The organism is Halorussus lipolyticus, from assembly GCF_029338375.1.
Lineage (GTDB): Archaea > Halobacteriota > Halobacteria > Halobacteriales > Haladaptataceae > Halorussus > Halorussus lipolyticus.
The window spans coordinates 2,131,960-2,152,653 of the sequence record NZ_CP119804.1; the positions used below are offsets into that span (position 1 = coordinate 2,131,960).

Sequence of the window (20,694 nt, forward strand, 5' to 3'; positions counted from 1 at the left end):
TCCCGCAACAACGCCTACGGTCGCCCGCACCGAATCCCGTTCTATGACGCTCTCGCTCTCACGCCGGGCCGCGCTCTGGGAGGACCGAACCGCGGTCGTGGACGTAGACGCCGACCGCCGGGTGAGTTACGCCGACCTCGAATCCGAGGCCGACGCGATGGCGCGCAGACTCTCGGCGCTCGGCGTCGGACCGGGCGACGCCGTGGGGGTGGTGTCTCGGAATCGCGTCGAGACGCTGGCGCTGTTGTTCGCGGTCCGGCGACTCGGCGCGATTTTTGCCCCCATCTCGCACCGACTCACGCCCGCCACCGTCGAGGGACCGCTGGAGACCATTGACCCCGAGGTGGTGGCCCACGAGGAGGCCCAGCGTGACCTCGTGCGGAGTCTCCCCGACGAGCGAACCCATTCGTTCGAGGACGTGGGTCGTCACGAGGGGAGCGACTACGAGCGAATCGAGCGCGACCCGGAGGACGCCCTGCTCTACCTCCACACCGACGAGGGCGAGCGCGTGGTCGAGTTCCCGGCGCGGGCGGTCGAGTGGAACTGCATCACCGCGACGGCGGCGTGGGGCCTCGGCCGCGGAGACTGCGCCCCGACGCTTCTCCCCTTGTCGGACGCCGGGGGCCTCCTCGGCCTCGCGCTCCCCCTGCTCTACGTCGGCGGTCGAAGCGTCGTCCTCCGAGCGTTCGACCCCGAGGACGCGCTGGCCTCGGTGGCCGACGAGGAGGCGACCGTCCTCCTCGGCGGCGCGACAGAGTACCGCGAACTGGTCGAGAGCGACGACTTCGGCGAGGCCGGCCTCGGAAGCGTCGAGTGGGTCGCCAGTCGCTCGGCGCTCGCCGACGACGCCCGCGACGAGTTGGCCCGGCGCGCGCCGGTGGTCCGAACCTACGGCGGGGTCGAAACCGGGCCGAACAACCTCTACGTGCCGCCCGAGCGAGATGACGATGCCGAGAGCGCGACTGCCGACCGCGTGGGCCGACCCTTCCCCGACTGCGAGGTCCGAGTCGCCGGTGGCGAAGGCGAGGCCGAGAAGGCCCCAGACGCCGAAATCGGCGAACTCCAGTTCCGCGGGCCAGTCACCCCCCGAGGCTATCTCGCCGAGGAGGGCGGCACCGACGAGTTCCCGGAGTGGGTCTCGGCGGGGGACCGGGGCTACCGCGACGAGGGCGAGTACTACCTCTCGGGCGACGAGCGTTCCGACAAAGATTGAACAAGTAGGGCGGCGTACCGGTCGTCGTGCGTCCGAGTCCCGAACTGGCGATTCTGGTCGGCGTGTTGTTGGTTTTCAGTCCGCTGTACGTCGGCGTCTTCCACATCGGCGACCCGACGTATCGCCTCACGGCGGCCGAGGTCGAACCCACCGACGACGGGTTCGAGGTCCACGGTCCGTACCCGACGTGGGGACTGGACGACGACATCATCTGCGTCGGTCTCACCGACCGGCCCTGCGTCCTCGAACGCCATCTGCTGGACGGCGCGAACGTCTCGACCAGATACGGCGTCGAGTTCGGCCACTACCAGTACGAGTACGTCTACGCCAACGAGACGTTCTACCGGGTCGCCTACGACGAGCGCGGCGGGCGGACCGCCCTGCGCCTCGAACCGGTTCCGACCGAGGACGCCCTCTACCACTCGGCGAGTCCCGTCGGTGCCGTGCGAGCGCCGGTCCGACAGGCGGTCGAATCCGGGTCGGCCACCGCGCGTCAGAGCCTCCTCGGCGACTCCGGTAAACTGGTCGCGGAGTCCGGGACCTACTACGTCGTGACCGAGGAGGTCGTTCGGTCCTCGACCGCGGCCGAGCGCCGGGGAGAGGAAATCGAGGAGGCGGTTTCGGTTCTGGGGCCGGTCGCTGGCCTCTTGCTGGTGCTGTGGGGCCAGCGCGGACTCATCCGGCGGGCCTGAGCGGGACTGACGAATCTGCTTCCGAGGCGCGCCGAAACCGTGGGAGTCCGTCACGGGAACCGGCAGAACTCCCCACAGCACAACGCCTTTTGAACCGGGGGTCCTTCGTATCCGACAATGAGTCGATTGCGAATCGCGTTCGTCAACGCCGCACACGACCCCACCGACACCCGGCGGAACTTCCGGCGGGAGTTGGACGCCGACCTCGTGGAGTTCGACGCGACGGGCGGCGACCTGCCCGAGACGCTGGACTTCGACGGCGTGGTCGTGTCGGGGTCCCGGTCGTCGGTCTACTGGGACGAAGACTGGATAGCACCGACCAAAGAGTGGGTCGGTGACGCCATCGACGCCGGCCTCCCCTGTCTCGGCGTCTGTTGGGGCCACCAACTCCTCGCGGACATGCTGGGCGGCGAGGTCGATGACATGGGCGAGTACGAAATCGGCTACCGGGAGGTCGAACACACCGGCGACTCGCGCCTGTTCGACGGCATCGACCAGCAGTTCACGGTATTCACTACCCACTCCGACGCCGTGATGGAACTCCCGCCGGGCGCGGAGGAAATCGCGGGCAACGACTACGGAAACCACGGCTTCCGGAAGAATCGCGTGTTCGGCGTCCAGTTCCACCCCGAGTACGACGCCGAGACGGCCGAGTCGGTCACGAAGGGCAAGGAGTTGGACGACGACCGGATGGAGGCGGTGCTGGCGGGCATCACCGACGAGAACTACCGGGCGGCCTGCGAGGCCAAACTCGTCTTCGAGAACTTCTGCGAGTACGTCCGCGAGGTCCGAGAGGTCGAGTCCGAGAGCGGAAGCGAGACGGCTTCGGCATAGGATTTTATTTCCCTAGCATTTATTCTACTGTCCTCTACTACCATTTTGGTTGCTTTGGTTGGTTTGCCGTCGTGGCGGCGCGAGTGAACCGCCTCGGGGAAGTGGTTCGAGAGTCTCCGATTCCCGTCGTCGCGGAAATCTCCGAGTTCCGAACGCCTCCGTGGCACTCGGCCTGCCCCACCTGTAGACTGGACTGAACCCGGCGAGCGTCCCGCGTCCCGAGACGAACACCGGCAGTTCGGCGGTCGAATCGGCCGAAATCGCCCGACTGCGACGACCTCCAAGCGCGCCGGAAAACCAGTCAGTCCATAGACCTTTATGCGAAAACGTCGAAGGCGGAGGCATGCGCCGCAACGCCGTCCTGCCGATTTGTGTCTGCGTTCTCGTCGTCCTCGCGGGGTGCAACGCCCTCCCCGGAAGCGGGCAACCCGAGGTTGAGGCCACCACCGAGGAGCAACCCGAGACGACGACTGGCGGGCCGTCCCCGATCGAGGACGCGCTTCCGCGGGGTCTCTCGGCGTCCGGCGTGACCGACGCCAGCGAGTTCGCCGCGGCCCACGAGGAGGCCCTCGCCGGGCAGTCCTACACCTACGACCGGGAGGTTCGCGTCGTCGCGGACGACGGCACCGAACTCGGGCGGTGGAGCCAGCACACGCAGGTCGGGAGCGACCGCCTCCGGTTCAACCACACCCAGACCGGCACCGGCGTCAGCGTGGCGGGCGTCGCCATCGACGACACCCGAATCTACACTAACGGGTCGGTCACGTTCTGGAACGCCAGCGTCTACAACCGGGGCTACCGCCGCCAATCCGGCCGGGGCTTCGCGGAAAACACGTTCAACAGCGAGCAACTGCTGGCCGACGTGCTGAACGCCTCCGAAACTACCGTCTCGGCGGTCGAGCGCGACGGCGAAGGCTCGTACCGCGTCCGGGCCGCCAGCGACGCCGAGACGTTCACCTACAACGCGCCCAACGGCACCGTCGAACTGAACGCGACTAACATCACCGCCACCGCACTGGTCGCGTCGTCCGGCCTCGTCCGCACCGTCACCTACGAGTTCGACTTCGTTCGCGGCAACGTCTCGGGCCACCGCACGATGACGGTCCGCTACTCCGACATCGGGGCAACCGAGGTCGGCGTCCCCGGATGGGTCGCGGCGGCCAAGCGAGTGACCGGTGAGACCAGACAGACTCTCGCCGACGGCCTCGCACCCGGCCTGAACGAGTCGGGCGTCACCGACGCGGCCGCGCTGTCCTCTGCCCACGCGAACTACCTCCGGAATCGGTCCTACACGGTCGTCTCGAACCTGACCGCTCGGGACCTCGACGGTGCGGTCCGGGCGCGAGCAGACCGGGTTCGGAAAGTCGCCCACGACCCGCTCAGCGTTGTCAGTCGGAGCAACGTCACCGGCGAACCCCGACGAATCGGTCTCTACCGGTACGACATGGCGGTCTGGTCGAGCCAGAACGACACGTGGTACGCCATCGAGCGACCCAACGGGACGACCTACCAACGGGCCGGGGACGACCGCCGACCGCCCTTGGCCTCCCGAACCGGCCGTGACAGTCTGTTCGTCCTGTTCAGCGGGCTGAACACGACCCTCGCGGACACCGAGGACCGGGGCGGAACCGCGCGCTACCGAGTGAACTCGACCGGCATCCGCAGTCCCGACGCGCTGGCCAGCCAACTCAGAGCCGATTCGGTCCGGAACGTCTCCTTCTCGGCGCTCGTCGGCGACACCGGACTGGTCCACGAGTACGCCATCGAGTACACCGCGGTTCGGGGCGATAACACCACTCGCATCGAGCGAACCGTCCGGTTCACCGCACTCGGCGAGACTACCGTCGAGCGCCCGGCGTGGGTAGACGAGGCCGAGAACGAGACCGAAAGCGAGACCACCGGCCAGTAGCGCTAAACCCGGCCGGTCGGCGCTCAACTCGGCCGGTCGGCGACCGTCCGCACCGGCGCGATTTCCGCCGCCACCAGCACCCGGTGGGTCGCCAGCAAGAGGAGAATCGAGGCCACGACCAGCAGGGCGTCGGTCGGCGACGAGAGGAGACCGAGCGAGACGATGAGCGTCGTCGCGCAGGCCGGGGCGTGCCGGAGGTCGAACCGGACCATTCCGGCAGTCGTCAGCACGACCGAAAGCACGCCGCTGACGGCCAGCGAGGCGCTGGCAATCGTCATCGCGGGCGGCGGGGCAGTCACCGCGACTCCCGACGCCAGCGCGTGGTAGGCCGCCAGTCCGGCTAGCACGCCGAGGACGTGCCCGCCGAAAACTCGCCGGGGGTGACTGGCCGGGGCCGCGGGCTTGGTCGCCAGCAGGAAGGCCGAGGGGCCGAGACTCGGGAACAGGAAGGTCCGGCCCGTCGCCACGGCCAGCGCCGAGACGACCACCAACAGCGCGCCAGCCGTGACACTCTCGCGTAACTCGTCGTACACGTCTCTCCATCGCGGACCGACCCAGAAAAGCCCTGTCGAACGCTCCTCGCAGGAGCGACACCGAAGAACCTCGGTGCTGTCGGTCGGTTTCCGGGGTCGGACTGTTTAAATACCTTGACTAGTGAACCAGTAGAGACACCCCCACTCGCGGGCTACTAGAGGGAAATGAACGACGACCTAGCCGAGGGTAACGGAGGTTCGTCACCGCCCACGCCGTCCCCCCACGAACCCGACTTCGACGTACCGCCGCTCTCGCAGGATAACGTCTTCGACGCGCTCTCCTCGAAGCGAAGCCGGTACGTCCTCGTCGCGCTCCAAGAGGCCGACGACGCGCTCAGCCTCCGGGAGTTGGTAGACACCGTGGCCGCGTGGGAGACCGACAAGTCCATCGACCTCGTGTCCGAGGAGCACTGCAAGGGCGTGTTCACCTCGCTCCGTCACTCCCAACTGCCCAAACTGGCGATGATGGGGCTGGTCGAGTACGACGAGGACGAGTCGGTGGTCGCGCGAGGCCCCTACGCCGAGCAGGCCGACGCCTACCTCGACATCGCGGCGAGTCGGGACGAGAGCGTTCAGAACTGACGTTCTCGGCCGTGCAGAGGTATCGGCAACACTTGCAGACGAGTAGGAGCGTTTTTCACGGTTCCGGCCCCAACTCCCGTCATGCTCGATTACGTCTCGCTGGAGGAGGACCTCGGCGAAGAAGAGCGGATGATTCGAGACACCGCCCGAGAGTTCGTCGAAGACAAGATAAAGCCCGACATCGCCGACCACTTCGAGGAGGGAACTTTCCCGACCGACCTCATCCCGGAGATGGGTGAACTCGGCTTCTACGCGCCCAATCTGGAGGGGTACGGTCTCCCGAACGTCAGCGAGAAGGCCTACGGCCTGCTGATGCAGGAATTGGAGGCCGGCGATTCCGGGATTCGCTCGATGGCCAGCGTGCAGGGTGCGCTCGTGATGTACCCCATCTACGCCTTCGGTTCCGACGAGCAGAAGGAACGCTGGCTTCCGGGCCTCGGCCGCGGCGAGTTGGTCGGGTGTTTCGGCCTGACCGAACCCGAACACGGGTCGAACCCCTCGGGAATGGAGACCTACGCCGAGAAGGACGACGGCGAGTACGTCCTCAACGGGTCGAAGACGTGGATTACCAACTCCCCAATCTCGGACGTGGCGGTCGTCTGGGCGCGAGACCGTTCGGCCGAGGACAACCCGGTCCGCGGGTTCCTCGTGGAGACGGACAAGGACGGCGTGACCACCAACAAGATAGACGAGAAGCTCTCGATGCGGGCCTCCGTGACCGGGGAAATCGGCCTCAACGACGTGTACGTCCCCGAGGACGCGGTTCTGCCCGGCGTCGAGGGCATGAAGGGACCGCTGTCGTGTCTCACGCAGGCCCGATACGGCATCGCGTGGGGTGCAATCGGCGCGGCCCGCGATAGCTTCGAGACGGCCCGCGAGTACGCCACCGAGCGCGACCAGTTCGGCGGTCCCATCGCGCGTTTCCAGATGCAACAGCAGAAACTCGCCGAGATGGCGACCCAGATTACCACGAGTCAACTGCTGGCTCACCGCCTCGCGGACCTGAAGGAACGGGGCGACCTGCGGCCCCAACACGTCTCGATGGCCAAGCGCAACAACGTCCGGATGGCCCGCGACCAGTCGCGCATCGCTCGGGAGATGCTCGGCGGCAACGGGATTACCACGGACTACTCGCCGATGCGCCACATGGCGAACATGGAGACGGTGTACACCTACGAGGGCACCCACGACATCCACACGCTGATTCTGGGCGAGGACCTGACTGGCATCGCGGCATACGAGTGAGCGCGCCAGCGCTTCCGAGTATCACGGCGATGCCAGTCAGCAACCGGTATTCCCGCCGACGAGTGACGCGGCAGGACTAACTCTATATTTCTTTAGGGATTGTAGATGTTGTTTATTGGCTTCAATAGACGGCTCTCAGAGGTTGTACCGAGGTAGCGACTTCCGACACGAAGCAGACCGCGACCGCCCCGCAACGGCACGGCTACTTCAGGCTTGAACAACGCCGTCTGCCGCCCCGCCGCCGCACCGCGCCTCGTCCTCCCCAACCTCGTCGGTCGCTCCGCTCCCGACTCCCTCGCACGAGGAGTGCGCGCAGTTCTGCGCGCACTCCCGCGCGCCGGGTGGAACAAACCACCGGCAGACGCCCGACTGACCAATCTACCGGCGAACGCTCGGCCCACAAACCGCTGTGGGTGGGGTGAAGGGGCCGGTCGCTGAATCCCGCCCGGACGAGGGAAGCACCGCAGGAGCGAAGCGACGAGGAGCGCAACGAGTCCCGGCGGGTTCAGCGACCGGGGGCTTCAGAAGACGAAATCACGCCGATTCTGCTGTTCGGACCGATTTTTCCGAACTACCGTCGCGCTCCTCCCGAACGAGTCACTTTTCACACCCTGCGACCAATCTCGGACCGGTAAAGTGAACCTTCACGTCCGCTACGAGGGCGACGACGACCCCGACAAGTGTACCGCGAGGAAGCTATCGCGGTTCGACCTCGCCGAACTCCACCGGACCGGCGGGGCGACACCCTACGGAATCGTGCTGAACCCCCACGCCGAGCAGGCGCTCTCGCCCGCCGACAGGGCCGAGACCGACAATCTGGTCGCGCTCGACTGCTCGTGGGAGACCGCCGAGCGCGCGCTGTTCGAGATGCCCGGCGTCCACCGCGCGCTCCCCTTCCTCGTGGCGGCCAACCCCGTCAACTACGGCAAGCCCTTCCGACTCAACACCGTCGAGGCCTTCGCCGGTGCCCTCGCCATCCTCGGCGAGCGAGAACAGGCCGAGGAGATTCTAGCCAAATTCACGTGGGGCGAGACCTTTCTGGAACTCAACGCCGAACCCCTCCGGCGCTACGCCGACTGCGAGGACTCGACCGAAGTAGTCGCAGTCCAGCAGGAGTATCTGGACGCCGGCGACGAGCAGTCGAGCTAATCACTCCGCATCCGTCTCGTTTTCGGCCTCTGCTAGTCCCTCGCCGACGAGCGCAATGACCGTCCCGTTCCGGCGCAGGTTCTCGAACCTCGCCGACGCCCGGTTTCGCTCGGCGTCCACCGTCGTCGCCACCGAGTTCCAACCATCACCAGCGTCGAAGCGCCAGAGCGAGAGGGTGTCCTCGGTCGTGCTTGCTCGCTCGACTGCGGCGTCGGCGTAGTTGACGGTGAGCGAGAGGCCCGCGCTCTCCCCGGTCGGCGTGGCGACGATTGGGTCGCCGACGACCTGTCGCTCGGTCAGCGGGAGCGGCGGAGTCCCTGTCGCCGAGTCGAGCGCCACGTCGCGGGCCTCGAATGAGAGGCGGGTCGCCCCGATACCGACCTCCTCGCCGACCGCGGTTGAGTCGTTGGCTACGTAAAGCGCCCATCCGGGCGTCTCTCCGGCTATCGTGAGGTTCCGCAGGTGAGCGCCGTCGGCCCGAGCGAGCGCCACCTCCGCGAAGCCGTTTCCGGCGAACGACGAGTCGGCGACCGTCGCGTTCGCCGACGAGGAGACCGCGAGGCCGAACTGGCTATTCTCGGCGGCCTCGATTTCCGAGACGGTCGCGTCCTCCGAGCGCCGGACCGAGACGCCCGCCAGATTGTCGGTCACGGTCACCCCCGCCACTCGGGCGTCGGGAGAGTTCCGGAGGAAGATGCCGGTGTTGCTCCCGCGAACCGCGCCGCCTCGGATTTCGACGCCCGGCGCGTTCTCCACGAAGAAGCCGTCGCCGAGGTTGTTCACCGCCGAGACGTTCCGGAGCGCCGCGCGACTCGCGCCGACGACGGCGACGCCAGCGCCCCACCGAGTCGTCGTGAGGTTGGCGACAGTGACGTTGACGGCCCGATTTTCGACCAGCACGCCGACGACGCCGGGTGCGCCGGTCGGTCCGGCGGCGACGGTGTGGTTCCCACCCCGGAGGGTCACGTCGTCGGCCCGGACGGCGATGCAGGCACCGAGGCCCGTCCGGGGATTCGTCGGCGACCCGTTGGCCACGTCGCCCGCGAGGACGTACTCGCCGGAGTCGGTGATGGCGGTACAGCGGTCGATTTCGGTCGGTCCGGGCGAGTTCCCCTGCGCGCCGAGTGCGGTTCCCGCGGGCACGGCGACGACGCCGACCGTTCCGAGGACGACGAGGAGCGCGACTGACTCGACCAGTTTGGCTGTGGGTCTGTCTAGCATGACCCAGAAGTCACCGGACGGGGAGTTAGGGCTTATCGCCGCCCAGCGGTCGGATTCGAGCGCCTCGGAATCATAAATACGTCTTAAGAGTATAATTTTACGTCTCTAACTATTCTTAAGCGTTGCGGACCCCTCCATCTCGGAGGCGTTCGACTCGGGGTCGGTCGGCCGCTGTCCGCCGGGCAACTCTGCAAGATTTAAATGCGGTGACGGCCAAGCGGTCGGTATGGCCAGCTTCGAGAAAGCGGAAGCCCGAATCCTCGACAAGATGATTTGCATGCGGTGCAACGCGCGCAACCCCCACGGAGCCGACAACTGCCGCAAGTGCGGCTACGGTAACCTCCGACCCAAGAGTAGCGAACCGCGCAACGCCTAACGGCGTCGTTCGGTTCCTCCTCGCTCGGCATCGCCCGCGTAGTGACTTCTCTGACTTTTGGTGCCGGTTGCTTTCTCCCCGTCGTCGTCGGAACCCAAATACTTTCCCGACCCGCTAAGTAGCTGTGAGCGATGTTCCGACGAGACGCCGTGGCCGACTCCCGACTCTCCGCGCTGGTCGTGTTCGGTCTCCCCGCAGTCCTCGCAATCTCGGTCGGGTGGCTTCTGCCGCTCCACCGGACGCTCCAATCGGGCGTCGCTATCGTGCTGTGGCTGGCACTGCTGTTTCCGTGGCTCGTCTACCTGAAAGGGTGAGCGACTACTCGCCCGACCCCGGTCCGCCGGTCTCCTCGATTCGGGCCTCGTACTTGGCCAGCGCCGCGTCTAAGGCCTCGTCGGCGTCCACGTCGAGCGATTCGGCGACCGCCAACAGCGAAAAGAGCGCGTCGCCGAGTTCGTCGTCCTTCACGTCCAACTCGTCGGGGTCGGCCCCGTAGTCGGTCGATTTGGCGGCGTCCTTGGCGATTTCGCCGACCTCCGAGGCCAAGTCGAGTATCTGGTAGGCCGGTTCGCCCTCCATGTCGTGTTCCGCGAAGAACTCGGCGACCTTCTGCTGGGCTTTCATCTGTCCGGAAGAAAGCGCGTCTCGACGGGTGAAACGAGTGTCGATTGCCCGGCGCTACTCGTCGGGGTACTTGGGTTCGCGGCGCTCGGCCCGCTCCAGCGCGCGTTCGACAACCTCGCGCACGTCGCCGTGGAACTCGTCGCCGTGGCCGGCGTACATCGATTCGACGCTCTCGGGCATCCGATTCAGAATCTCGCGGATGCTCTCGATTTCCCGGTCGCGGGACTGGCCGGCCATGTCGGTCCGGCCGAAACTCCCGTCGTCGAACGCGCCGTCGTTGTAAACCACCACGTCGCCGCTGAAGATGGACGACTCGGAGACGAACGCGAGGTGGTCGTCGGCGTGGCCCGGCGAGTAGATGGCCTCGAACTCCTCGTCACCGATGCGGATACTGTCGCCGTCCTCGATTCGCTCGGTCCGGCGCGGGTGGTCGTCGTAGCAGAACAGGTCGGGGTTGTAGGCGTCCAGCACGGTATCGAGTTCGGCCACGTGGTCGCCGTGCTGGTGGGTCAACACCACCGCATCCACGTCATCGACCCGCTTCGAGATGGCGTCTACCACGCCGGGCATGCTCCCCGCGTCTACTAACACTGTCCGGTCGCCCTCGACGAGATAGGCGTTGCAGGTGAACGTCTCCGCGTCGGCGGTGACGTTGTGAACTTGCATGCCGGGCTATTTGACCGCACCCCTCAAAACTTTGACGGGCGGCAGGAGACTTTAGTGGGCCAAGCGTGTATATACAACTACACATGGGATTTGGGAGCTACGACGAGTCCGAACAGGACAATCAGGACTACGACGCTGATTTGGACGACGACAACGGTGTATCAACCGAAGAAAACTCCCACGAGGGAAGCGTAGACTTCGAAATTGGCGCGTCGAACGACGAACTCCTCGACCGCCTGAAGGACATCAAAGACGAAGAAGCCTGACGTGAAGTCCGGCGTCCGCGCGCTCGGAGTCGCCGAATCGTATCGGGAACGTCGTAGCACGCTCGCAGGCGTCGTCACTCGTGCCAGTCGCGTCACCGATGGCTTCGCCTACGAGACCTGCACTGTCGGCGGACTGGACGCCACCGATGCAATCGCTGACCTTTTTTCGAGGCTCGACAGGGCGGACGTGAGATACATCTTCGTCGCGGGTATCGCGCTGGCGTGGTACAACGTCGTGGACCTTCGCCGACTCCAGCGAGAAATCGACCGCCCCGTAATTTCGGTTACGTTCGAGGAGAGTCCCGGTCTCTCCTCGGCACTCGAAGCCGAGTTCGACGGCGAGGACCTCGACGCCCGAATCGAGATTCTCGACCGCCAGCCATCCCGCGAGCGCCTCGCAGTCAACGACCAGACCGTCTTCGTGCGTTCGGTGGGAATCGACGCCAGCGAGGCCCGCGATGCAGTCCGAGCCTTCACGCCGGAGGGCGGTCGGCCAGAACCCCTCCGCGTCGCCAGACTGTCTGCGAGAGCGGGCGACGAGTTGCGGCGCGGGGACGAATAACTCCGAGTCGAGGCCACCGATTCTTAATACCGCCACCCCGAACCCACCCGGCATGGGAGAAATGCACGGACTCGAAGTGACCGACTGCACGAAGTGCCCCGAGTTGGTCGATTGTCGGAGTCGAATCGTCAACGGCATCGGCCCCGACGACGCCGACGTGGTGTTCGTCGGCGAGGGACCCGGCGAGCAGGAAGACCAGCAGGGCGAACCCTTCGTCGGCCGAAGCGGGACGATTCTGGACGACAAACTGCGCGATAGAGGGTTAGCCCGCGAGGACGTTCGCATCACCAACTGCGTCCGGTGTCGCCCGCCGGAGAACCGCGACCCGACCAGCGACGAGTTGGACAACTGCTTTCCCTACCTCGAAAGCGAAATCGAGCAAATCGACCCTCAGCTAATCGTCACCCTCGGGAAGGTGCCGAGCCAGAACCTACTGGACCGCGACGTGGCGGTCACCAAGGAGGCCGGGAGCATCGAGCAGGTCGAACTCGGCGGCGCGGTCCGGGACGTACTCATCTGCGTCCATCCCGCGGCGACCCTCTACGACAGCAGTCAGGAGGAGACCCTCGACGCCGCGCTCGATAAGGCCGCCGGGATGGCCGACAGCGACTCGAACGGCCAGTCTCAGCTCGGCGATTTCTAATTCTTTTCCGGTTCGCTGTCAGCCTCAACCCAGTAACGAGTCAATAACAATAGGGTATCGGTTGGAAGAAAGAGACCCATGTCGGTCTCGGCCCTCGTCTCCGCCCTCGAACTGGTCGGGTTGAATCCGGAATCGCTCGGCGTCGTCGCTGTGGCGGTCCTCGCACCGCTTTCGCTCGCCACGCTGGTCTACCTCGACGCCCGGCGGCGCAGAGCCACCGGGAATCGGCGCGTGGCGTCGCTCACCCCGCTGGCGTGGGGCGCGACGACGTTCTTCTCGGGCGTCGGATGCGTCGTGGTCGCGGCGTGCTACCTCGCGGTCACGCTTCGCTAGCGGTCCAGCGCGGCCCACCGGAACTCGTCGTCGAACGCCAGCGCCGAGTCGTAGCGGTCGGCGGGGTCGTCTGCGAGCGCCCGACTCAGCACGGCCTCTAGGTCCCTCGGCAGGTCGGTGGTCGAATCCGCCTCGCCGGAACCGGGGCCAGACACCTCGCCCGTGAGGAGGTGGTGGGCCAGCGCGCCGACCCGATACACGTCGCCGGAGACCGACTGCTCTCGCGTGGCGCTCTCACCCCGAGACTCCGGCGGCGCGTAGGGGTCAGGTGCCGACTCGTCGCGGGCCTCGGCGAGTGCGTCCGAGACGAACCACCCGCCGACGCGGACCTCGGGGACCCCGGTTCCGAACCGGCGTTCGGGGTCCGGGTCTCCTGCCTTCCGGAGGACGTGCCGAGGAGCAAGCCACCCGTGGGTGACCTCCTCGCGGTGGCCGGCGTGGAGCGTCCGGGCGACCCCCGAGGCGACTTCGACGCGCTCGCGGTAGTCGAGCGGCCACGAGTCCGACAGCGACCCGCCGGCGAGATAGGGCGTCCGGAACCACGGGTCGGGGTCGGTACCGAAGTCGAGGACCGGGAGGAGTCCACAGCCGGGTCGGTCGGTATCGAGGCCGGCCCACTCCTCGATGGCCTCCGAGAATTCGTGCCGGAGGTCGGGATTCTCGCTGGCGGAGTCGGTCAGTCGGGTCTCGGCGACGAGTCCCAATCCGTCGGACGTTTCGACGCGCTTCAAGTGCGTCTCGGTGACGGGACCGCTGTCGAGGAGTTCGAGGCGGCCGAGTTCCACCTCCGAACCCGTACCGAGGCCACCGCCGCTCGCTCGGCGCTTCGCCCGCCGATAGCCCACGCCCAGCAGGCCCGCACCGAGGAGACCGAGCAGGCCGAGGCCGGGCCGGGAGGTGGCGAACTCGCTCGCCGTCTCGACCGGCGCGGTGGCGAGTTTCGAGGGCGGGTCGATTGCGGAGAGTTCGCCCACCCGCGTCCCGACGAAGACGGTGCCGGCGAACGACCGGACCCATATCGGGGTGCCCACGTCGTGAACTTCGAGCGACCACGTTTCGCGGCCGGTCTCGGCGTCGAAGGCGTGGACGTGTCGCTCGCCGGTGACGTAGACGTGTTCGCCGACGACCGTTCCCCACGTGCCGAAGGTGGCCTCGCCCTCGAACTGCCAGCGTTCGCGGCCGGAGTCGGCGTCGAGCGCGACCACGCTCCCGTCGCCGGTCGAGGTGAATACCCGGCCGTCGGCGACGATAGGCGAGAAGCCGCGCCTGTCGCTCGCTCCGGGGTCCTCGTCGTCGGTCGCGTCGTAGGTCCAGCGCTTCCCGCCGGTCCGGAGGTCTACGGCGGTGAGTTGGTCGCCCCAGACGTAGACTGCACGCTCGCCGACGGTGCCGCCGATGCCGTGCGTCCGGAGGTTCCCGACCGGCGTTCGGAATCGCGGGTTCCCGTCGGCGGTCTCGATGCCGTAGACCGCTTCGTTCGACCATCCGACCAGCAGGTCGTCTCGCACGTCGGCGACCCACGACGGGCCCGCGACTGACACGTGCCAGTGTCGCTCGCCGTCGGCCACGGAGACGGCGGTGAACCCCTCGACGCTTCCGAAGTAGAGGGTGTCGTCGGTGACCGTCAGTCCGCGGATGTGTGCGCTGATGCCGGTCGTCCCGTCGTCGGGGTCGGGACCGACCGAGATTTGCCACCGCTCGGTGCCGTCGTCAGCGTCGAGCGCGGTGAGTTCGCGCCCGGTGGCGACGAATGCTGTGTCCTCGGCGACGGCGAACGCCCGGAAGTATTTCTCGCCCGACTCGAACTCCCACGCCACGGAGCCATCGGCCACGTCGAGCGCCTGTACCTTTGCTTGGTGGCGGGTGTAGACGAGTCCGTGGCGGTCCGAGGCCGCGACCGGCAAGTCGGTCTCGCCGTTCTTCCAGCGCGTCTCGCCGGTCTGCATCTCGATGGCGTGGACCGCGTTTCCGTCCTCGCCGTCGGGGTGAGTCTCGTTGACGAGCGTGAACACTGCACCGTCGGTGCTGGCCGCGGGGTAGACCAGCGCCTCCTCGTCCTCGACCGCAAACTCCCACCGGACGCGGTGGTCGTCGCGGAGGCCCGGAATCCCGACTGCGGGCGCGCCGAAACCCGACTGGTGGCCCGTCCCGGCGGACCCAGTGGCTCCGGCCGCGCCGAGGAGGAACCCCCGACGACCTGTTTCTCTGGGGACCATATCGGGGACGGACGCTCGGCGCTATTCAGTATTTGGGAAGCTACGTGACTGGGAGTGCTACTCGGGTTTCGGTACCGAGACGACGGAAGGCGTGAACAGCACAATCGGCGAGGGTTTATCTCCTGAAAGTCCCGACCGCTTTACCCCACCTGTCGGTTGTCTTGCCGAGCGTTCGCCCGCAACAGTCGGTGCCGACCGACTGCCGGAGGACGGGCTTCGAGAAACAATTACAATTGGTAGAGACAACAGATTGTTTCCGAGACGAGGAGTTAGATTCCGCTACTCGTCGGTCGGCGTCTCAAAAAAATCCGCGAGCGAGTGGTCGGCTTACCGGTTGGAACCGGTACCGAGCCACTTGCTACCGTCCCCGAGGTCCTTGATGGCGTCCCAGAGGGACTTGCTCTCGTGTTCGTCGGGCCGGAGTCGCGCGCGGATGCGCGACGAGAGGAGTTCGACGGAAATCACGATGACGAACACCATGATGATGCCCGCCGCGGCCTTCTGATACTTGAACAGGTCCTGTCGCAGGCGGATGTATCGACCGATTCCGCCAGCGCCCACGACGCCGAGGCTGATGGCGATGCGGGTGTTGATTTCGAGGATGTAGAGCGTCCACGCGACGTAGGATGTCGAGACCTGACTCAGCATCCCGAAGCCGATGACCTGCGGCCGGGAGGCCCCGGTCGATTGGATGGCCTCGATGGGTCCGTCCTCGATTTCTTCGAGTTCGTCGGTGAACAGTCGCCCGAGGTTCCCGATGGTGTCGGTGGCGATGGCCAGCACCGCACTGACCTCGTTGATGCCCGCCAGCGGGACGTAGATGAGAATCCAGACCAGCGCGGGGATGGCCCGAATCGCGCTCATCGCACCCCGGAAGATGAAGTTGAACGGGAAGGGCGTGACCTGCTCGGACCCGAGGACGCCGAAGAACAGCGCCAGCGGGAAGCCAAGCACCGTGCCCGTGAACCCGAGGATGATGGTCACCATGCTGAGTCGGACGAGCGACGCGCTGTCGCTCGTGATGCTCTCGATGATGGGGGCACCGAAGTTCCGGAAGCTAGCCGGAATCGCCTGCAAGCCAGTGATGTTGTTCTGCTCGGTGTAGATGGTGAAGTCCACGAAGTTCGGCGGCACGAAGCCCTTGATGAACTCGATTTCTTGGGGAACCTGCTTCCAGAGTTCCTTGGGAGCGAACCCGATGAAGTTGAGACCGAAGTAGGTCACGGCGATGACGACGCCGAGGAAGCCCACGAGCAGTAACTGTCGGATGCGCCGCCGACGCTCCAGCACGCCGAGGGTCTCGTCGATGCGCGAACTACTCATTGTCGTCACCTCGGTCGGGTGCCGTCGTGGCGAGGTTTTCGGCCTGCTCTTTGCCGTCTTCGCCGTAGTAAATCTGGTCTACGATGTCCATCGTGAGTTCCTCGCGGGTGCCGTCGAAGACGAGTTCGCCGTCCCGGATGCCGAGGAATCGGTCGCCGAACTCGCGGGCGATGTTGACCTGATGGAGGCTGGCGACCGTTGTCAGGTTGCGCTCTTTCGCGGCCTCCTTCATGTACCGCATCACGTCCTTGGCGGCCTTCGGGTCGAGACTCGACACCGGTTCGTCGGCGAGCAGGAGGTCCGGTTGCTGGACCAGTGCGCGAGCGATACCGACGCGCTGTTTCTGCCCGCCGGACATCGACCCGGCGCGCTGGCCGGCCTCGTCCAAGAGACCCACCGTATCGAGCGCCTCGAGCGCCGCGCGCTTGTCGTCTTCCGGATACATGGTGAGCGCGCTCTGGGCGAAGTTCGACCGCGAGAGCGCCCCAGTCAGCGCGTTCCGGAAGGCAGTCATGCTCTCGATGAGGTAGTGCATCTGGAACACCATCCCGACCTCACTTCGCTCGCCGCCGACCGGTTGTTGGTTGATAAGGACTTCACCCTCTGTCGGCTCTGTCAGTCCGTTGAGGACGCGGAGCATGGTCGATTTGCCCGCTCCGGACGGACCGAGGAGAACCACGAACTCGCCTTCGGGAATCTCGAAGCTAACGTCGTCTAAGGCGACCGTGTCTCCCCCGTATATCTTGCTAACGTTTTCGAGTGAGACTGCTGGCATCGATTAAAAAACGAATGTTACTGTTTATTTATCTGCTTATTTTAGGTCGCTATTCGAAGTAGTCAGCACCGATGCCGAGTTCGTTGGCGGCGTCGATGACTGACTGGTACTCGTCCACGCTGACCTCGCGGACGCCGTTGAACCAGAGGTCGTCGTCGGTGTCCTTCTTCTCGTCCTTGCCGTAGTAGATTTTGTCCGGCGCGCTGGTGAAGGCCTCGACGAGCGCCGTCTGCTCCTCGTCGCTGAGTTCCGGACTGACCACGATGGGTGCGCGGGGCAGGCCCTCGTGTTCCTTGATGATGGTCGCGTGCTTGTCGAAGTCGTCCTGCAGACCGGGGACGAAGCCGCCCATGCCGGCGAAGTCGGCCTGACCGTTCTTGAGCGTCTCGTAGGCACCGGTGTGGCTGGAGAAGTTCGGCGTGAACGCCGCGTTCGAGCCACCGCTCTCGGGCAGACTGCCGATGGAGATGCCGGCCTGCTTGAGGTCGTAGAGCGGGAACAGACAGCCACTCGCCGAGAGTCGGTCGGCGAACGCGATGGTGGCGTCGTTGTTCTCGAGGTAGGTCTTCATCTCCTCGAGGTTGCTCACGTCCACGTCGTCGGCCGCGACGATGATGCTCTTGTACTCCCAGCTACCGTAGCCTTTCCGCTGGAGCGCGATGTTGGCCTTGTCGGCCTTGACGCCGAGCGCGGCCGCGAAGGGACCAGTCTCGGCCATGTCGGACGTGCCAGCGCCCAGCGCCTGAATGACGGCGCTGTAGTTGTTCGCCAGTTTGAGCTTTGCGGGGACGTCGAACTCACTGCTGAGATGCTCCTTGATAGGCTGGTACTGCGCCTGAAGCTTCTCCTGAGCGACCGAGGGAGAGACGTTGAAGTTGATTTCGCCGTTCTGGAAGTCCATCGTCTCTTCCGTCGTGGTCGTCTCGGTCTCTTCGGTGGTGTCGCCACCGGACGACTCGGTGGTTTCTTCCGTGGTCGTAGTTCCGTCGTCGGAACTGCCGCCCATACAACCTGCGAGTCCAACCGTCGCTACAGCGCCAGTCGATTTGAGGAATTTCCGTCGGTTTGCCATGACCGAATCGTCTTAATTCACAGACACACGTCGGTTAAGTCTTCCTATTCACTCTAAATTCATCTACATTGTTATGTTATGACTATGAATACCACGCCATTCATCACCACGCGAATCGGTAAATAAAACCTGTGAGGCGACGGCGGGCGCTCCCGGTTTGATGTCAGCGAACAAAAGAAATTGAACTGCGAATCGGCCGACGATTGCGACGAGAACTCCTTAGCTGTACTTGCCGAACAGCGGGAAGGAGGTGTCGAAGTTGGTCGTGTACGGGATGGTGCTGTCGTTGTTGACGTTGTACGACGAGTCCGTAATCTCGTCGTCGTTGAGTCGGAGGTCCGAACCCAGCGCGTTGGCGAGGTCGTTGGTCGTCGCGTGGGCGGCGTCGGTGGCCTTCGAGCTACCCAGCAGGATGACGGCACCGCCGTTGCTGATGAAGTTCTGGATGTTGCTGACCTCGGTAGACGAGAAGCACTCGGTCGGCGAAGTGATGATGAGCGCGCGGCCTCGGGAGAGGTTCGCGCTGGTCAGGGTGTTGACCTGCTCGAACGCGATGTCCTGCCCTTCGAGGTAGCGCTGGTAGTAGGCGGCGTCCTCGCTCGACAGCGCGAAGTCGGCGTTGAACTGACCGTGGCCGCCGTCGATGAGGATGTCACCGGAAGTGTCTGCGAGGTAGTCCACGAGGTTCGTCACGAAGACGAAGTTCTCGAAGCCGGAGGTGTCGGCACCGAAGCCTTCGTCGGACTCGTAGCTCTCGTCGATGAGGGGCGACCCGACGACGCCGACGTTGGCGTCCTCGTCCACGCCCGCCAGCGGAATCTGGCTGTAGCTGACACTACCGCCGGTCTGGGTCGCGGTCGATTCGGCGTAGACCGGGACCCGCGAGTCGGCGATGGCTCCGCCCGAGGTCCGGACGCTGGTGGTGTGCGGGAAGAAGATGTCGTCGGCGTCGCGGTCCCGAATCTCGCTGGAGGCGCTCGGGTCGCTCTGGTTCCAGACGCCCGTGCTGTTCGACTGGGCGGTGGCCTCGGCGTCCCAGAAGGTCTCGTGCTTAGTGAGGCTGGAGCCGTAGATGCGAGCGTAGCCGTCTTGGATGGCCTTCAGGTTGTAGAGGTCGTCGCGCGAGCCGTCGCCGTCGGCGTCGTAGTAGACGTAGCCCAGCAGGCGGCCGAACGGGTCGTACGCGCCCTCCTCGTCGTCGGTATCGACCGTGACTCTCACGCCGTCAAGTTCGCTCTTGGCGAAGTTGGTGGCCTTCTTGCCCCAGTCGGCGAGGTGGTTCAGACTCTCGATGCCTTCCCACTCTTTGGTTAGCTCGTACTGCTGGTTTTGCTTCTTCTCGGGCGTGTCGATGCCGAGGACGCGAATCTCCTCGCTCGTCCCATCGTCGAAGTCCACGGTGAAGGTGTCGCCGTCGGTGACGGTCGAGACGGTACCGTTCTTGGGACCGTCGAAGCCGCCGCCGCTTCCGAGGCCCGAGCGGTCTTGGAAGTAGTCGAAGTTGGCCGTGTTGAAGTTGCCCGTCAGGATGGCGTAGTTGCTTCCGGAGTTGTTGGTCGAGTCCGTGACCTCGTCGTCGTTGAACCGGAAGGCGCGCTGGAGGTAGCCAGCGATGTCGTTGAGGTTCTCGGTCTCGTCGTAGTTGTTGTAGTCAGACTGGTCGTGGAGGAAGATGACTCCGCCGTTGTTAACGTAGTCGTAGAGGTCCGCGAGTTCGCCCTCGTTGAAGTTGCCGGGCGAGGTAATCATCACGGCGTCGGCCGACGAGAGGTTCGAGAACAGCGAGGAGGTCGCCTGCACGTCGTAGCCGTTGTTCTCCGCGTAGGACTCGAACTCCGAGAAGTCAGATAGGGTGTAGTACTGGCCGTGACCCTCGTCGTAGAGGACGGTACCCGAGCCACCGAGTTGCTGGTCCCAGACGTTGAGAACGAACTCCTCGTTGCCGTATCCCCAGTTGGCGTCGCCGTCGTTGACCAACAGCGCGCCGAACCCGACGACGTTGCCGTCAACCGCGGCGACCGGGATGTCCGTGGAGTCGCTGTAGTAGTAGGCGTCGTTGTTGCCGTCGGCGTCCCCGTTCGTGGCCGAGCTTTCGGCCCAAACCGCGACGACCGAATCGTCGGTGAGCGCGTCGTAGTTCGAGTCGAGGAGACTGCTTCCCGACTCGAATTCGACGTCCGCGATAGTGCTGGAGCCACCACAGTTCGCGCCGACCGCCGCCCGTGCGGTTCCGACGAACTCGGTGCCCGTGCCTTCGACTGCCGCCGTGCCCGCACTGGCGGCCGCTACGAGTTTCAGGAAGTTCCGTCGTTGCATTACGATTTGCTATTCTCACACCCCATTATTAAATTTAAAGATTTACGAATAAATAGAAAAAGTTTGGGAATCGTAGACAATGGTGTAGGGAGTTCCCAAAGGACAATCGCCGAGAGAGCGAGACTCGAGACCGGTCGGTTCGGA

General features: G+C 65.3%; 22 protein-coding genes. 13 read left to right on the forward strand and 9 right to left on the reverse strand.

Annotated features, from left to right (window positions below):
• The first annotated feature begins 43 nt into the window (after positions 1-43).
• The 4 genes from P2T57_RS10855 to P2T57_RS10870 all read left to right on the forward strand — a co-directional run bounded on the left by P2T57_RS10855 (position 44) and on the right by P2T57_RS10870 (position 4,648).
• Positions 44-1,213 carry a class I adenylate-forming enzyme family protein gene (locus P2T57_RS10855; RefSeq protein WP_276299225.1) on the forward strand — a complete coding sequence of 390 codons (1,170 nt, stop codon included), beginning with the start codon at positions 44-46 and terminating at the stop codon, positions 1,211-1,213.
• 26 nt (positions 1,214-1,239) lie between these two features.
• Positions 1,240-1,905, forward strand: a complete 666-nt coding sequence (locus tag P2T57_RS10860) for a DUF8127 domain-containing protein (protein ID WP_276299226.1) — start codon at positions 1,240-1,242, stop codon at positions 1,903-1,905.
• A 117-nt stretch (positions 1,906-2,022) separates the two neighbouring features.
• Positions 2,023-2,739, forward strand: coding sequence for a type 1 glutamine amidotransferase (locus P2T57_RS10865; protein WP_276299228.1), 717 nt, complete (start codon positions 2,023-2,025; stop codon positions 2,737-2,739).
• Positions 2,740-3,082: 343 nt separating this feature from the next.
• Positions 3,083-4,648, forward strand: coding sequence for a DUF7537 family lipoprotein (locus P2T57_RS10870; RefSeq protein ID WP_276299229.1), 1,566 nt, complete (start codon positions 3,083-3,085; stop codon positions 4,646-4,648).
• Between the two features lie 23 nt (positions 4,649-4,671).
• Here the strand turns inward: P2T57_RS10870 and P2T57_RS10875 are convergent, their stop codons facing one another.
• On the reverse strand, positions 4,672-5,181 hold the full coding sequence (locus tag P2T57_RS10875; RefSeq protein ID WP_276299230.1) for an HPP family protein: 510 nt from the start codon (positions 5,179-5,181) through the stop codon (positions 4,672-4,674).
• 165 nt (positions 5,182-5,346) lie between these two features.
• Between P2T57_RS10875 and P2T57_RS10880 the strand changes: the two genes are divergently transcribed.
• From P2T57_RS10880 to P2T57_RS10890, 3 genes are all read left to right on the forward strand, one after another.
• Positions 5,347-5,763 carry a DUF7344 domain-containing protein gene (locus P2T57_RS10880; RefSeq protein WP_276299231.1) on the forward strand — a complete coding sequence of 139 codons (417 nt, stop codon included), beginning with the start codon at positions 5,347-5,349 and terminating at the stop codon, positions 5,761-5,763.
• An 81-nt stretch (positions 5,764-5,844) separates the two neighbouring features.
• Positions 5,845-7,008 (forward strand): acyl-CoA dehydrogenase family protein, encoded by a 1,164-nt coding sequence (locus P2T57_RS10885; protein ID WP_276299232.1) that lies wholly within the window; start codon positions 5,845-5,847, stop codon positions 7,006-7,008.
• 636 nt (positions 7,009-7,644) lie between these two features.
• Positions 7,645-8,157: a DUF367 family protein gene (locus P2T57_RS10890; RefSeq protein ID WP_276299233.1), complete on the forward strand. Its 513-nt coding sequence runs from the start codon at positions 7,645-7,647 to the stop codon at positions 8,155-8,157.
• On the opposite strand, the gene P2T57_RS10895 is transcribed toward P2T57_RS10890, so the two are convergent.
• Positions 8,158-9,378 (reverse strand): right-handed parallel beta-helix repeat-containing protein, encoded by a 1,221-nt coding sequence (locus tag P2T57_RS10895; RefSeq protein ID WP_276299234.1) that lies wholly within the window; start codon positions 9,376-9,378, stop codon positions 8,158-8,160.
• Positions 9,379-9,604: 226 nt separating this feature from the next.
• Here P2T57_RS10895 and P2T57_RS10900 point away from each other — a divergent pair, with 226 nt between their 5' ends.
• Positions 9,605-9,754 carry a 50S ribosomal protein L40e gene (locus tag P2T57_RS10900; protein ID WP_276299235.1) on the forward strand — a complete coding sequence of 50 codons (150 nt, stop codon included), beginning with the start codon at positions 9,605-9,607 and terminating at the stop codon, positions 9,752-9,754.
• A 131-nt stretch (positions 9,755-9,885) separates the two neighbouring features.
• Positions 9,886-10,068 (forward strand): hypothetical protein, encoded by a 183-nt coding sequence (locus P2T57_RS10905; protein WP_276299236.1) that lies wholly within the window; start codon positions 9,886-9,888, stop codon positions 10,066-10,068.
• Between the two features lie 4 nt (positions 10,069-10,072).
• Here P2T57_RS10905 and P2T57_RS10910 read toward each other — a convergent pair whose 3' ends face one another.
• Together P2T57_RS10910 and P2T57_RS10915 are read right to left on the reverse strand one after the other, a co-directional pair.
• Entirely contained in the window at positions 10,073-10,378 is a 306-nt protein-coding gene (locus P2T57_RS10910) for a MazG-like family protein (RefSeq protein ID WP_276299237.1), read from the reverse strand.
• Between the two features lie 54 nt (positions 10,379-10,432).
• The gene (locus tag P2T57_RS10915; RefSeq protein ID WP_276299238.1) at positions 10,433-11,044 is read right to left on the reverse strand and encodes an MBL fold metallo-hydrolase; all 612 of its coding nucleotides are present in this window, start codon (positions 11,042-11,044) and stop codon (positions 10,433-10,435) included.
• 83 nt (positions 11,045-11,127) lie between these two features.
• Here P2T57_RS10915 and P2T57_RS10920 point away from each other — a divergent pair, with 83 nt between their 5' ends.
• The 4 genes from P2T57_RS10920 to P2T57_RS10935 all read left to right on the forward strand — a co-directional run bounded on the left by P2T57_RS10920 (position 11,128) and on the right by P2T57_RS10935 (position 12,848).
• Positions 11,128-11,310, forward strand: a complete 183-nt coding sequence (locus P2T57_RS10920; protein WP_276299239.1) for a DUF5786 family protein — start codon at positions 11,128-11,130, stop codon at positions 11,308-11,310.
• 1 nt (position 11,311) lies between these two features.
• Positions 11,312-11,872 carry an endonuclease dU gene (locus P2T57_RS10925; RefSeq protein WP_276299240.1) on the forward strand — a complete coding sequence of 187 codons (561 nt, stop codon included), beginning with the start codon at positions 11,312-11,314 and terminating at the stop codon, positions 11,870-11,872.
• A 52-nt stretch (positions 11,873-11,924) separates the two neighbouring features.
• On the forward strand, positions 11,925-12,515 hold the full coding sequence (locus tag P2T57_RS10930; protein ID WP_276299241.1) for a uracil-DNA glycosylase: 591 nt from the start codon (positions 11,925-11,927) through the stop codon (positions 12,513-12,515).
• 78 nt (positions 12,516-12,593) lie between these two features.
• A complete protein-coding gene (locus tag P2T57_RS10935; protein WP_276299242.1) occupies positions 12,594-12,848 on the forward strand; it encodes a hypothetical protein in 255 nt (84 codons plus the stop codon).
• Here P2T57_RS10935 and P2T57_RS10940 read toward each other — a convergent pair.
• The 5 genes from P2T57_RS10940 to P2T57_RS10960 all read right to left on the reverse strand — a co-directional run bounded on the left by P2T57_RS10940 (position 12,845) and on the right by P2T57_RS10960 (position 20,550).
• Positions 12,845-15,064: an outer membrane protein assembly factor BamB family protein gene (locus P2T57_RS10940; protein ID WP_276299243.1), complete on the reverse strand. Its 2,220-nt coding sequence runs from the start codon at positions 15,062-15,064 to the stop codon at positions 12,845-12,847. The genes P2T57_RS10935 and P2T57_RS10940 overlap by 4 nt on opposite strands.
• 327 nt (positions 15,065-15,391) lie before the next feature.
• Positions 15,392-16,387, reverse strand: a complete 996-nt coding sequence (gene phnE / locus P2T57_RS10945; RefSeq protein WP_276299244.1) for a phosphonate ABC transporter, permease protein PhnE — start codon at positions 16,385-16,387, stop codon at positions 15,392-15,394.
• Positions 16,380-17,162 carry a phosphonate ABC transporter ATP-binding protein gene (gene phnC / locus P2T57_RS10950; RefSeq protein WP_276299245.1) on the reverse strand — a complete coding sequence of 261 codons (783 nt, stop codon included), beginning with the start codon at positions 17,160-17,162 and terminating at the stop codon, positions 16,380-16,382. The genes phnE and phnC overlap by 8 nt, the downstream gene beginning before the upstream one ends.
• Before the next feature lie 49 nt (positions 17,163-17,211).
• Positions 17,212-18,168: a PhnD/SsuA/transferrin family substrate-binding protein gene (locus P2T57_RS10955; protein WP_276299246.1), complete on the reverse strand. Its 957-nt coding sequence runs from the start codon at positions 18,166-18,168 to the stop codon at positions 17,212-17,214.
• Positions 18,169-18,453: 285 nt separating this feature from the next.
• Positions 18,454-20,550, reverse strand: coding sequence for a thermonuclease family protein (locus tag P2T57_RS10960; protein ID WP_276299247.1), 2,097 nt, complete (start codon positions 20,548-20,550; stop codon positions 18,454-18,456).
• Between the last annotated feature and the right edge of the window lie 144 nt (positions 20,551-20,694).